The following is an 11,986-nucleotide window of genomic DNA, read 5'->3' as shown; positions in this document are numbered from 1 at the left end:
GAGGCACCATGCGTTTGTTCATTGCAGAAAAGCCCGACCTGGCGAAAGCCATTGTCGAAGGCTTGGGAGGCGGAAGCCGCAAGGACGGGTACTACGACTGCGGCGGCGACTATGTGGCCTGGTGCTACGGCCACATGCTGCAACTGCTGGACCCCGAGGACTACGACGAGCGATACAGCAAATGGAACATGGACGACCTGCCCATGTCCCATATTCCTTGGAAGAAGAAGCCCAGCGGTGACAAGGGCGCGAAGGACCAGCTCAAGGTCATTCTCGGCCTGTTGAAGAAGGCCAGCAGCGTCGTCAACGCTGGCGACCCCGACGAAGAAGGGCAGCTTCTTGTCGATGAAATCCTGGAGTACGCCGGCTGCACTCTGCCGGTGAAGCGGGTTCTCATCAACGACAACAACACCAAGGTTGTGCGCAAGGCGCTGGAGAGCATGCGCGACAACCGCGAGTTCGCCGGCCTGTCGGCCGCCGCCGAGGCCCGCAGCGTGGGCGACCAGCTCTACGGCTACAACATGACCCGCGCCTACACCCTGGCGGCCCGCCAGAAGGGCTACCAGGGCGTCATGAGCGTAGGCCGGGTGCAGACCCCCATCGTCGGCCTTGTCGTGCGCCGCACGCGGGCATTCAAGGCCCACAAGAAGGCGTACTACTACAACGTCACCGGACGGTTTGAGGTCGAAGGCGTTGCCTTCCCTGCGCGGTATCAGATCGTTGAAGCCGATCCAGTGGACGAGAAGGGCCGGCTGATCGAAGAGCAGCATGCCCAGGCCATCGCGGATGCCGTCAAGGGCAAGCCTGCGCGAATCGTCAGCGCCGACACCAAGCAGAAAGAACAGCATCCGCCCTTGCCTTACAACCTGTTGAAGCTGCAAACCGATGCCTCCCGCAAGTTCGGTTTCAAGCCCGACCAGACCAAGGACATAACGCAGTCGCTGCGCGAAAAGCACAAGCTCATCACGTACAACCGCAGCGACTGCGAATACCTCAGCGACGAGCAGCACGGGGACGCGCCGGGCGTGCTGGCGGCGATCACGCAGACCGCGCCCATGTTGGCCGCCGTTGCGCAGCGGGCCGATCCCTCGATTAAGAGCCGGGCCTTCAATTCGTCCAAGGTTTCCGCCCACCACGGGATCATTCCGACAGAGGCGACGGCGAACCTGGCGGCGTTGAGCGAGGGGGAACAGAAGATCTATTTGCTGATCGCCCGCGCCTACATCGCGCAGTTCTGGCCCAAGCACCAATACGACCAGACCGATGTGCTGGTGGAGTCCGAGGGGCACCGCTTCGCCGTGCGCTCCAACGTCACCACGCGCCAAGGCTGGCTTTTGCTCTACAAGAACGACGCGGGCAATGAAGACCTGGAAAGCGACGAGAACGACCTGTCCATCGACATACGCACGCTGCGCGGCGGCCAGGCCGGCGTCTGCGTCGATGCCGAGGCCGCCAAGCAGGAAACGAAGCCGCAGCCGCTCTACACGATGGCGACCCTGCTAGGGGACTTGACCCGCGTTGCCAAGTACATCCGCGACGACCGCCTGCGCAAGCTGCTGCTGGAGAAGGACAAGGGCAAGGAAGGCGAGCATGGCGGCATCGGGACGCCGGCCACGCGAGACAGCATCATCGCCACGCTCTTCGAGCGTGCCTACCTAGTCGAGCAAGGCAAGAACATCGTGCCCACACCCACGGCCGAAGAGTTCTACGACGCCCTGCCCGACCAGGCCAAATTCCCCGACATGACCGCGCTCTGGCATGAGCAGCAGAAGGCCATCCAGGCCGGCCAGCGCGACACCGAATCATTCGTGCGCGAGCTGATGGACTACATCGCTGGCGAGGTGGCCGGCGTGAAGGAAAACGGGCTGGCAATCAAGGTTGACACGCACCCTTGCCCGCTCTGCGCCAAGCCGTTGCGCCGCATCAAGAAGAAGGAAAAGAACGAGTTCTTTTGGGGATGCACCGGCTTCGCCGATGGCTGCAAGTTCGCCTGCGAAGACAAGGCCGGCAAGCCAGTGCCGCGAGAGACGCCAAAGGTGTCGGAGCTGCACAAGTGCATGGCTTGCGGCAGCGGCTTGTCTAGGCGGGCCAGCACCAAGAAGAAAGGCATGTTCTGGTGGGGTTGCAGCAACTACCCGACATGCACACAGACCTATCCCGACATCAAGGGCAAGCCCGATTACAGCAAACCGAAGGAGTGATGACATGACCCAGCAAACCAACGACCAGGCCGCCGAAGTGATCCCGGCCATTGACGACGCCGCAGCCAGCGCGGAAGCCTTGCGCGAGAAGCTGACCGATGCACAGACGCCCGGCTACCAGGCCGAATTCGATCCCGACGAGGCCGACCGTGCCGGCGCGTTCGCAGAAGACGCCTTGAGCGAAGGCGATGCCCTCGCCAGCACCGACGACCTGGCCGACCTGGCCGGCGATGGGTCGCTGGAGCCGGCATTCCTTGACGATGACGGCCCGAGCGCAGACCTCCCGCGCATCGTCTCGACCACCAACGCCCGCAAGCTGTACGAGCTGCGCCCTGGCGAGTCGGTCGCCCAGGCCGCCGCACGCAAGGCCAAGGAGGGCTGATCCATGCCCATCACGAAAGCCGAGGCGCAGGAGGTGACGCGGGCCTTTGTCCGCGACTACCCCGGCGCGCTTGAGCTGGCCTACAAATTCCGCGAGGACGCCGCCGAGCTGTACGGGCCGCGAGCCGCCGAAGTGCCCCAGGACATGAAAGGCGGCTACGTCCCGAAGGAGACGCAGCACGCCGGCCGTGCCTACCGTGGCCGCGTGGACGTGCCCCTGGCGAACGTGGAGGACGCCGGCGACCTGCTGCTGACGCTGCGGCACGAGGTGTTGGGCCACTACGGAGCCAACACCTTCGCGCCGGCAGAGAAGCGTGCCTTGCTGGACGGCCTGGTGGCCGCCCGCGAGGAACCAAGCCTCAAACCGCTATGGGACGACATAGACCGGCGTTACGCCGGCTATCCCGTGGACGTGCGCGCCGAGGAAGTCTTTGCCCTGTACTGCGAGGGCATCGAGCCAAGCCATCACCAGGGCGCGGACCTCTTCGCCCAGGGCACAGACCAGGTGCGGCAGAAGGGCCAGCAGTCATTCGCGGAAACCTGCATCGCCCGCGTGCGGCCCATGCAGGCGGACGACTTGCACAACATCGTGTGCGTCGTCGCTCAGGGCCTGCACGACCGATCCAGAACGCAGCAGACCTTTCCGCAGATCAACGAGCTATTCAGAAGGGACGACAAGATGGAGCCGAAAAAGCCATTTCACGAGACAGTGGCCGAGAAGCTGATCGAGCAACTGAAAGAGGGCACCGCTCCATGGCAAAAGCCGTGGGAGCCTGGTCAACCTGGTGCTTTCATTCCGACGAACCCGACCACCGGCAAGCGCTACCGGGGCATCAACGCTATCCAGCTCATGAGCCAGGGCCACAGCGATCAGCGCTGGATGACCTACAAGCAGGCGGCTGCCGTTGGTGCCCAGGTGCGCAAGGGCGAGAAGGGAACGCCGATCCAATACTGGAAGTTCAGCGACGAGCAGATCAAGACCGACGCGGACGGCAAGCCCGTCCTTGATGCACAGGGCGAGCCGGTCAAGCAGTCGGTCAAGCTGGAGCGGCCGAGGGTGTTCTTTGCGACGGTGTTCAACGCCGAGCAGATCGACGGGCTTCCACCGCTGCAACCGCGCAAGCAACAGGATTGGACGGCCGTGGAGCGCGCCGAACACATCCTGCAGGCGTCCGGTGCCGTGATCCGCCACGGCGAGCAGAACCGGGCGTTCTACCGCCCGGCGACAGACAGCATCCACATGCCCGACAAGGGGCAGTTCCCCACGGCCGACAACTACTACGCGACCGCGCTCCACGAGCTGGGCCACTGGACCGGCCACGAGTCGCGCCTTGATCGAGACTTGTCCAATCCATTCGGGTCCGAGGGGTACGCCAAGGAAGAGCTGCGGGCGGAAATCGCCAGCATGATCTTGGGCGACGAGCTGGGCATCGGCCACGATCCCGGCCAGCACGTCGCCTATGTGGGTTCGTGGATCAAGGCGCTGCAGGACGATCCGCTGGAGATTTTCCGGGCCGCTGCAGATGCCGAGAAGATTCAAGACTACGTGCTGGGCCTGGAGCAGCAACAGGTGCAGGAGCAGGACCAGCAGCAGCGCCAGGCGCTGCCGGAGACACAAGCTGAAAGTGTCGTAGCCGCGCTGGAGTCGGCCGGCTGGGTGCGCAGCGATGGCGCTGCCATCGCGTCCAAGTCGTTCGATACAGTGAACGGTAAGAACGATGCACATGCGTTCATCACGGCCGGCGATGGCATCAACCGCACTTTGCAATTCCAGTACCTCAGCGAAGGTCGCAACGTGGCGGCGGCAGATGGCGCGCTCATTCCAGTAGGTGCGACGGCCGAGCAGGCCGCCCGAATTGCGACAGCCGCCGCCGCACGGGCCGATAAGTCGATTCAGGATTCCTACGGCGTCCGCGTTGCCGCCATGTTGGACGAAGGGAAGCAGCAGGAGGCGAACATGCAAGCACAACAAGCCAAGCGGGCCGAGGCGGCCTACATCGAGCGCGTACTAGAAGCCGTCACGCGGGTGTCCGACCCGGCCGCCCTGCAGACGAGCGAGAAATTCGAGCTGGCCGAGCGGCGCAATGCCATCATCTTGACGGCCGACGCACGCACCATCAGCCCGGCATCGTTCCAGCAGAGCGCGAAGGAAGGCTTCGGCGTGGACATGCCGGCCGATTGGAACGGTCGAATCCAGGTGCAGGGCAACGTGACGCAACAGATCGACGGCAAGCCTCACGTCGCCGCAGCACATTCCCTTGGCGTTGAACCGGAGTTCTTCGGGGTCTACGCGCAGCACGAGGACGGCACGCATCAGTGGCTGGCCGACTTCCCAGCCGTCACCGAGGCCGACGAGCTGGCCGACCAGCTGCGCATGGTCGATGCCATTACCGAGCAGAACCCGCACGAGCAGGCGGCCAAGCTGGCCCGCGTGCTCGAAAACGCCGTGCGCCGCGACCCGAACAGCACGGACGAGCAAATTTCAGCCGCTAAAGAGGCCCGCAAGGATGCCGAGGGCGCGGCCATGCTCAACGATGCCGACATGCAGCGCCGAATCGCCGAGTTCGAGCGGGAACGGGGCCAGCAGCAGGCCGCAGCGCCGGCAGCGCAGTCCCCGAGCCAGATCAAGGCCGAAGCCCAGGCGCAAAAGACCTTCATCCAGGTGCCCTACCGCGAGAAAGACGAGGCGAAGGCGCTGGGTGCGAAGTGGGACCGGCAGGAACAGTCCTGGTACGTTCCGGCCGGTGTGGCTGCAGGCCCCTTCGCAAAATGGGCGCAGGGGGCCGCTACGGCCGCCGTAGACGCGCCGCAGGCAGTGCAGACGACCGAAGGCCCCACCGTGGGCCGCAAAGCGGCCCAGGAGCGGGAATACCTGGCTGTTCCCTACGGCGAGCGCATCGCGGCCAAGGCGGCCGGCGCCGAGTGGGACAAGGTAGCGAAGTCCTGGTATGCCGGCCCGAAGGCCGACATGGAGAAGCTGGCCCGCTGGAAGCCCGAGAACGTGCCCGACCAGCAGGGGCCGGCCATGACGCCGCAGGAAGAGTTTGCCGATGCGCTGCGCTCCATCGGCTGCGTGGTCAGCGGCGAGCATCCCATCATGGACGGCAAGAAACACCGCATCAGCGTGGAAGGCGAGAAGCCCAGCGAGAAAGCCGGCTCGGGTTTCTATGTCGGCCATCTTGACGGACACCCTGCCGGCTACATGAAGAACAACAAGACCGGCATCGACATGAAATGGAAGTCCAAGGGCTACACCCTCGATCCCGAAGAGAAGGCACGCATGGCGGCCGAGGCCGCCACCAAGCTGCAGGCCCGCGAAGCCGAGCAGGCTCAGGCCCACGAAGCGACCGCGCAACGTGTCGGCCGCCAGATGGCCGACCTGGTGCCGGTCGAGCAGCCGACGCCCTACATGCAGGCCAAGGGCATCGAGCCGCAGGCCGGCGTCTTCACCGACCGCGCAGGCCAGAAGACCTACATCCCCGCAACGGACGTGGACGGCAAGCAGTGGACGATGCAATACATCCAGGAGGACGGCACAAAGCGGTTTGCGAAGGACAGCCGCAAGGAAGGTTGCTTCCATGTCGTCGGCGGCATGGATGCGCTGGCCCAGGCCCCCGCCCTTGTGATCGGTGAAGGCTATGCGACTGCCGGCAGCTTGTCGCAATCGCTGGGCTTCGCCACCGTGGCCGCGTTCGACTCGGGGAACCTGCCGGCCGTTGCGAAGGCTCTGCACGAGAAATTCCCGGACAAGCCCGTCATCATCGCTGGCGACGATGACCGCCACCTGGAGCTGACGCAGGGCGTCAACCCAGGCAAGGCGAAGGCCCAGGAGGCCGCGAAGATCACCGGAGGCAAGGCAATGCTGCCGATCTTTGCGCCGGGCGAGAACAGCTATCCCGCTGGCCTTCCACCCGTCACCCCGGAGAAGTTCAGGGAGCATCAGCGCACCGGGACGGCACTCACCGACCAGCAGCTTGCCGCGCTCGATCACATGAAGGGCAAGACCGACTTCAACGACCTGGCGAACAAAAGCGTGCTGGGCAAGGAAGGGATCGACCGCCAGGTGCGGGCCGCCGTCCATGACGTGATCGAGAGGCACCAGGCGCGCATCGAGCAGCAGCAACAGCGCGTGCAACGACAAGACCAACCGTTGCAGCCGCGCCGCGCTGCAAAAATCTGACAACGGATTTAACGAACAGGCCGCATAATGGCTGCACTGTGTGAGCGGGTTCCTCCCTCCCTACCGCTCCGCAGCCTCCCTTGCCGCCTCGCACCCCGAGGCGGCTTTTTTTTGCCCCTGCCGCGCATCGAGCATGCACGCGGCGGCCGTGGCCAACACCGAGTTGGCCAGGCTGGCCAACCTGGTCGAGATCTACTGCAGCAGATCCCGAACGAGATCCACGCCGGCCAATTTGGGTAGCCAAAACCGACCCGGCCAATTTGTCATTTTCAGAAGACGACTGCACCAATTGACGGTGTCATTTTCAGAAGACGACTGCACCAGTTCATGAGGCTGGCCGCCCCGTGTGCAGCCGACTTCTGACCGGGTCGTGTCAGCAGTCCTATGCACGAAACTCCAAGAAGGGCGGAAATTGCGCAGAACTTCCCTGCACGACGTTGCGGAACGGCTTGGCTTGCGCTATGGTTTCATGCGCAGTATCATGTAACCATACATGCAACCAATGGAGAGCACCATGCCATCAATTCACGAATCAAAGGTAGCCCGACACCGCGAACGGATGCGCGCGGCGGGGCTGCGGCCTGTGCAGTTTTGGGTGCCGGACACCCGTTCGCCTGAGTTCACGGCGCAAGTGCGCAAGCAATGCCAAAGCCTGAAGGGCGACCCAGCAGAAGCAGAGGTTTTGCGCTTCACCGAAGAGGCGGCATCGCACGTTGAGGGCTGGGAGTGATGCAGCGAGGCGACCTCGTGACGGTTTCATTGCAGGGTGACTACGGCAAACCACGACCAGCCCTGATCGTTCAATCAGACCTACTAACCGACTTGGAAAGCGTTGTGCTGTGCCCAGTGACAAGCGACCTGCGCAATGCCGCGTTTCGCGTCACCGTGGAACCGAATCCAGCTAACGGGCTGCGCGCACTATCGCAAGTTATGGTGGACAAGCTCTCGACGCTACCGCGCACCAAAATCAGTGAACCGTTTGGCCGCCTCGACGATGAGCGAATGAAAGCAATAGATAGGGCGCTCCTGTTGGTCGTTGGCGTTATTTGACCCGGTGCCGGAAAAATCTGGGATTCCGGCTTACTCGGTATCGCGCCGGAATTTTCGGCGGTTCCGGCTTAAGTCGGTTCGCTGTTCCATTGCGCCGGGATGGCGGCACATGCGCCGCCTTGTCCGTCAAACGATCATTAGTCGGCCAAGCCGGTCACTGTCCGGCAATGCGCTTGAATAACGGGTTGTCGGACATTATGATAGGCGGACGGAAAAACGGACAAAAGGGGCGGTAATGGCACTCATCGGCTATGCGCGGGTATCGACGGCTGAACAGGACACCGCCTTGCAGACGGATGCACTGCGCAAGGCGGGCTGCGAGCGCGTCTTTGAGGACACGGCTTCCGGGGCCAAGGCCGACAGGCCCGGCTTGGCCGCCGCGCTGGCCTATCTGCGCGACGGCGACGTGCTGGCCGTCTGGCGGCTGGATCGGCTCGGGCGCTCGATGCCACACCTCATCGAGACAATCGGCGCGCTGGAAGCGCGTGGCGTCGGCTTCCGGTCGCTGACAGAAAGCATTGACACCACCACACCGGGCGGGCGGCTCATCTTCCACGTGTTCGGCGCGCTGGGCCAGTTCGAGCGCGACTTGATCCGTGAGCGCACCAAGGCCGGGCTGACCGCTGCCGCCGCTCGCGGGCGCAAGGGCGGGCGCAAGCCGGTTGTCACTGCCGACAAGTTGCAGCGGGCGCAGGAGCATATTGCCAACGGGCTGAACGTCCGGGAGGCTGCTACACGGCTCAAGGTGAGCAAGACGGCCCTATACGCCGCGCTGCAAGGCGGGAGCGAGCAACCATGAGCCGCAAGCAAAGCAGTGCCTTCGTCACGACCAGAAAGGGCTTTTGCTATCTCACGGTCAAAGTCGGCAGGAGCAATTACAACATCATGCGGATTCGCAATTACACGCTTGAGCCGCAGGACAAGCGAGACATGCGCCGGTTGTATCCCGACTATCTCTTTGACTGGAAGAAGATCGGCCAGCAGCTTGCCGAAAAGAGGGAGGTATGCAGAACCTACCGCTCCAAGCGTCAAGCGCCCCGGAGCACGGAACGTACCTCAGACCCGTTCGTCATGGTGTCGTATGACCCAAGGACGCGCACGGTCTACGCATCCGACACCTGCGATTCAATGGCATTGCTTGACGCTGTTCTGCACATGGAACGCTCCCGCAAAAAATAGCCCCGACAGGCCGTGCAGCCGACTCCTGACATTCCGTGCAGTCGCCTTCTGAAAATGACAATGCGGACGCCGGCCGCGCACCAGGCGCAAGGTGTTGGGTTCAAGGTGGCGCGCATCTATCTCCGCGTCAGCACCGACGAACAGGACTTGAACCGGCAGACGGCCATCGTGGACAGCACACGCGCTGCGGGCTGCTACGTCGCCGGCATCTACAGGGAGAAGGCATCGGGCGCACGGGCCGACCGGCCCGAGCTGCTGCGCATGATTGACGACCTGCAGCCCGGTGAAATCGTGGTGGCCGAGAAGATCGACCGCATCAGCCGCTTGCCGCTGGCCGAGGCCGAGCGCCTGGTGGCCTCGATCCGCGCCAAAGGTGCCCGCCTGGCGGTGCCCGGCGTGGTCGACCTGAGCGACCTCGCGGCCGAGGCCCAGGGCGTTGCCAAGATCGTGCTGGAGTCGCTGCAGGAGCTGCTATTGCGCCTTGCCCTGCAGATGGCCCGCGACGACTACGAAGACCGGCGCGAGCGGCAGCGCCAGGGCGTGGCGCTTGCGAAGGAAGCGGGACGGTACACCGGCCGCCAGGCCGACACAGCAACTCACGAGAGGATCATTGCGCTGCGCACTGCGGGGCACAGCATCCCCGATACGGCCAGGCTGGCCGGCTGCAGCGAAAGCCAGGTCAAGCGCGTTTGGTCAATGCGGGCGACGGCCTCACCAGCTTGACCGTGACGCCGGCCGGCCGCATGAGCGCCTTAACCACGGCGGCCGACACCTCATTGCGGGACTGCGCTTTTTCTTCGACGCTTTTGCGTGGGAGGTCATCCGTTGAATCTGGAACGCTCACGGTGAGCTGATCCCCGATCAATGAGGCTTCAAACATGCGCTTGCCGGCCGGCGTGATCCACATGCCTATCAGCTCGCGCTTGGAGTCAGCGACCAGGCGCTGCGCCGGCTTGTCCATGTGGGCCTTGATCTTCTCGCACATGGCCGTGGTGGCCGGCACCGAGGGAAGACGCTGCAGGTAGTCGAGAACGTTCTCGAGCACGGCCAGCGTTTCCTTGTGCTTCTGTTCGTCGGTGAATTTCACTTGGCGTCCCATCCCTTTCTTTTTTCTGCGCGCCACTCCCAGGGCGCGACCGCGTGCGGATCGGCCCACAAGCCGACCCGCCCAGCGCGTGCCGCTGCTTCGACGTCGAGCAGCGACCGATCCACCAGGTAGGCCCGATACACCCAGGCCATGCCCTGCTCCACCATCATGCGGTTGACACTGCGGCCGTCCACCAACAGCGTGCCGATCGCGCGGCCGTAGCGATCGACGGACGCCGATCGCACGTAGACCGACTTCTGGAACACCGCCGCAGCAAGCGCCTGCCTTGACCTGGTGCCGAAGGCTTGCGCCTTCTCGGGGGCGTCAATCTCAGCCAGGCGCGTGCGGATCGGCGTGCGATCCACCAACACATCCACCGTATCACCATCGACAACGCCGACGACGCGGCCCGCGAAATCGGCGTGTGCCTGTCCTGCAGCGATGCACAGGACCAGCGCGACCAGGCGAGCCAAGCGCGCCATGTCAGTTGCCCACGAAGACAAGTTCGACTTCCACGCGCTGGTTCTCAAGCCGGCCTTCTGGAGTCGAGTTGTCCGCGATGAAGTCTGCAGCAGATGCGAAGTTGACGACGATCTTCAACGGCGAAACGCCGCGTGCGATGAGATAGGAGCGCGCCGACAGTGCCCGAGCAAGGGCCAGCGATTCATCCTGCGCGCTCGGCTTGAGTGTGCTGGTGCGTCCCTTGATCGTCACCAGGTCGGCATCCTTCGCGTTGAGCAATTCCGCTTCCTGCCGTGCCGTGGGCCGGAAGGCCGTGCCGCCATGGGGGAACGACACGAAGACACCCGACAGGACCGGCCTGCCGTATTCGGTCATCGGCTGGGCCGATGCGCTTTGCGCGGCCACCAGGAAGGCAGCAGAGAGGGCCAGCAGGCACGGTTTGAACATGAACACGCTCCAATCAGAAAAAGAGGTAGCCGGCCTTGCTCATCGGGATTCGGATGAGCCAAAGCGCGACCAGGTGCAGGGGGTAGTAGGCGTAAAACGCCCACCGCAGCCGGGGCAGGCGCACATCGACGTGCGCAGCCGCGGCGACCACGGGGACCGCCGCCAACGCCCAAAAATTGCCGTTGATGAACCACAGCGCGGCGCAGGACGCCAGCAGCAGCGCGAGCGCCGGCACCGATGGCTTCCTGCAGTACCACCAGACAGCCAGGCAGATCGAGAGCGCCGGCCACCAGTATTCGACCGAGCTGCCGGCGACGAGGAACACGGCGGCAGCGGCAACCAGGCGCGGACGGCCTCCCCGGTCGATGAGGAAGAGCACGGCCGTTGCGGCCAGCAGCGTGAACATCACGTTCAGCGGCCACCAGCCGGCCCACAGGCCGCCCAAGGCGAGGAATGCAGGGGTGGCGACAAGGCCGAAGAGGGCCAGGCGCTTCAAGGTGCGGCGATAGACGCCGCGCTGCAGCGTATCCGGCCGAGCCAGGTTGTACGCCAGGACAAAGCAGAAGATCGGCAGCGCCAGGCGACCCGCGTTGAACAGCAGCGGCACCGTGCCATTGAACAGGTACTTGTTGACGTGATCGCCGGTCATGAGCAGCAGCGCGAGCCACTTCAACGCTTCGACCGATCCATCAGCGACGACCAGGCGCGGCAACCTCACTTGCGGCCACCTCGCCGGCTGTAGTGCTGGAGGGCGACGAAGGCGAGATACAGCACGGGCGCGAGCAGGATCAGCGCAATGGTCTTGCCGATCCATGCCGGCAGCGACCAGAGCACCAGGCCGAGCAGGAGCAGCGGTCCGAAGGCAAGCAGCAGTAAATCGCCCTGGCTCTTGGCCTGCGACTCGGCCCAATCGCAATAGCTCTTGATGACACCGAAAAGGCCGAGGGTGTACCGCTTCATGAAGGCGTGAAAGTCCATGTTTTTATCCGCTAAAAAAAC

13 protein-coding genes are annotated in these 11,986 nt (G+C 64.0%); 8 read left to right on the top strand and 5 right to left on the bottom strand.

The genetic code is table 11. From position 1 onward, the window contains the following. The first annotated feature begins 8 nt into the window (after positions 1-8). From A9977_RS22255 to A9977_RS22220, 8 genes are all read left to right on the top strand, one after another. Complete coding sequence (locus A9977_RS22255) at positions 9-2,201, top strand: DNA topoisomerase 3 (protein WP_183027052.1); 2,193 nt, start codon at positions 9-11, stop codon at positions 2,199-2,201. A gap of 4 nt (positions 2,202-2,205) precedes the next feature. Continuing rightward, positions 2,206-2,583: a hypothetical protein gene (locus tag A9977_RS22250; protein ID WP_011171724.1), complete on the top strand. Its 378-nt coding sequence runs from the start codon at positions 2,206-2,208 to the stop codon at positions 2,581-2,583. Positions 2,584-2,586: 3 nt separating this feature from the next. Next, the gene (locus tag A9977_RS22245; RefSeq protein ID WP_183027051.1) at positions 2,587-6,762 is read left to right on the top strand and encodes a zincin-like metallopeptidase domain-containing protein; all 4,176 of its coding nucleotides are present in this window, start codon (positions 2,587-2,589) and stop codon (positions 6,760-6,762) included. Between the two features lie 514 nt (positions 6,763-7,276). After that, positions 7,277-7,492: an antitoxin MazE family protein gene (locus A9977_RS22240; protein ID WP_021561443.1), complete on the top strand. Its 216-nt coding sequence runs from the start codon at positions 7,277-7,279 to the stop codon at positions 7,490-7,492. Further along, complete coding sequence (locus tag A9977_RS22235) at positions 7,492-7,812, top strand: type II toxin-antitoxin system PemK/MazF family toxin (RefSeq protein ID WP_021561444.1); 321 nt, start codon at positions 7,492-7,494, stop codon at positions 7,810-7,812. Before A9977_RS22240 ends, A9977_RS22235 begins: the two co-directional genes overlap by 1 nt. A gap of 235 nt (positions 7,813-8,047) precedes the next feature. Beyond that, positions 8,048-8,611, top strand: coding sequence for a recombinase family protein (locus A9977_RS22230; protein WP_021561445.1), 564 nt, complete (start codon positions 8,048-8,050; stop codon positions 8,609-8,611). Continuing rightward, a complete protein-coding gene (locus A9977_RS22225) occupies positions 8,608-8,991 on the top strand; it encodes a hypothetical protein (RefSeq protein ID WP_021561446.1) in 384 nt (127 codons plus the stop codon). The genes A9977_RS22230 and A9977_RS22225 overlap by 4 nt, the downstream gene beginning before the upstream one ends. A gap of 60 nt (positions 8,992-9,051) precedes the next feature. Then, positions 9,052-9,714 (top strand): recombinase family protein, encoded by a 663-nt coding sequence (locus tag A9977_RS22220; protein WP_183027050.1) that lies wholly within the window; start codon positions 9,052-9,054, stop codon positions 9,712-9,714. Here A9977_RS22220 and A9977_RS22215 read toward each other — a convergent pair. The 5 genes from A9977_RS22215 to A9977_RS22195 are packed head-to-tail and all read right to left on the bottom strand — an operon-like array spanning position 9,671 to position 11,965. Beyond that, positions 9,671-10,078, bottom strand: a complete 408-nt coding sequence (locus A9977_RS22215; protein WP_031944013.1) for a hypothetical protein — start codon at positions 10,076-10,078, stop codon at positions 9,671-9,673. The two genes, A9977_RS22220 and A9977_RS22215, sit on opposite strands and share 44 nt — an antisense overlap. After that, positions 10,075-10,551, bottom strand: coding sequence for a thermonuclease family protein (locus tag A9977_RS22210; protein WP_220812003.1), 477 nt, complete (start codon positions 10,549-10,551; stop codon positions 10,075-10,077). The genes A9977_RS22215 and A9977_RS22210 overlap by 4 nt, the downstream gene beginning before the upstream one ends. 10 nt (positions 10,552-10,561) lie before the next feature. Further along, complete coding sequence (locus tag A9977_RS22205; RefSeq protein ID WP_053057113.1) at positions 10,562-10,987, bottom strand: OmpA family protein; 426 nt, start codon at positions 10,985-10,987, stop codon at positions 10,562-10,564. A gap of 13 nt (positions 10,988-11,000) precedes the next feature. Beyond that, the gene (locus A9977_RS22200) at positions 11,001-11,705 is read right to left on the bottom strand and encodes a TraX family protein (protein ID WP_405054701.1); all 705 of its coding nucleotides are present in this window, start codon (positions 11,703-11,705) and stop codon (positions 11,001-11,003) included. After that, positions 11,702-11,965: a conjugal transfer protein TrbO gene (locus A9977_RS22195; protein WP_162572153.1), complete on the bottom strand. Its 264-nt coding sequence runs from the start codon at positions 11,963-11,965 to the stop codon at positions 11,702-11,704. Before A9977_RS22195 ends, A9977_RS22200 begins: the two co-directional genes overlap by 4 nt. Positions 11,966-11,986 lie beyond the last annotated feature (21 nt).

This window comes from Variovorax sp. UMC13, from assembly GCF_014170375.1.
In the GTDB taxonomy this organism is placed as follows: domain Bacteria; phylum Pseudomonadota; class Gammaproteobacteria; order Burkholderiales; family Burkholderiaceae_C; genus Variovorax.
The sequence above is the reverse complement of the archived record's forward strand: the minus strand, read 5'-3'. Positions and strand labels throughout refer to the sequence as shown.

Excerpts from the sequence above, each read along its gene's own strand:
- A9977_RS22225 (WP_021561446.1), top strand. The coding sequence starts at position 8,608 with ATGAGCCGCAAGCAAAGCAGTGCCTTCGTCACGACCAGAAAGGGCTTT.
- A9977_RS22195 (WP_162572153.1), bottom strand. The coding sequence starts at position 11,965 with ATGGACTTTCACGCCTTCATGAAGCGGTACACCCTCGGCCTTTTCGGT.
- A9977_RS22235 (WP_021561444.1), top strand. The coding sequence starts at position 7,492 with ATGCAGCGAGGCGACCTCGTGACGGTTTCATTGCAGGGTGACTACGGC.
- A9977_RS22230 (WP_021561445.1), top strand. The coding sequence starts at position 8,048 with ATGGCACTCATCGGCTATGCGCGGGTATCGACGGCTGAACAGGACACC.
- A9977_RS22205 (WP_053057113.1), bottom strand. The coding sequence starts at position 10,987 with ATGTTCAAACCGTGCCTGCTGGCCCTCTCTGCTGCCTTCCTGGTGGCC.
- A9977_RS22245 (WP_183027051.1), top strand. The coding sequence starts at position 2,587 with ATGCCCATCACGAAAGCCGAGGCGCAGGAGGTGACGCGGGCCTTTGTC.
- A9977_RS22240 (WP_021561443.1), top strand. The coding sequence starts at position 7,277 with ATGCCATCAATTCACGAATCAAAGGTAGCCCGACACCGCGAACGGATG.
- A9977_RS22255 (WP_183027052.1), top strand. The coding sequence starts at position 9 with ATGCGTTTGTTCATTGCAGAAAAGCCCGACCTGGCGAAAGCCATTGTC.
- A9977_RS22250 (WP_011171724.1), top strand. The coding sequence starts at position 2,206 with ATGACCCAGCAAACCAACGACCAGGCCGCCGAAGTGATCCCGGCCATT.
- A9977_RS22220 (WP_183027050.1), top strand. The coding sequence starts at position 9,052 with ATGCGGACGCCGGCCGCGCACCAGGCGCAAGGTGTTGGGTTCAAGGTG.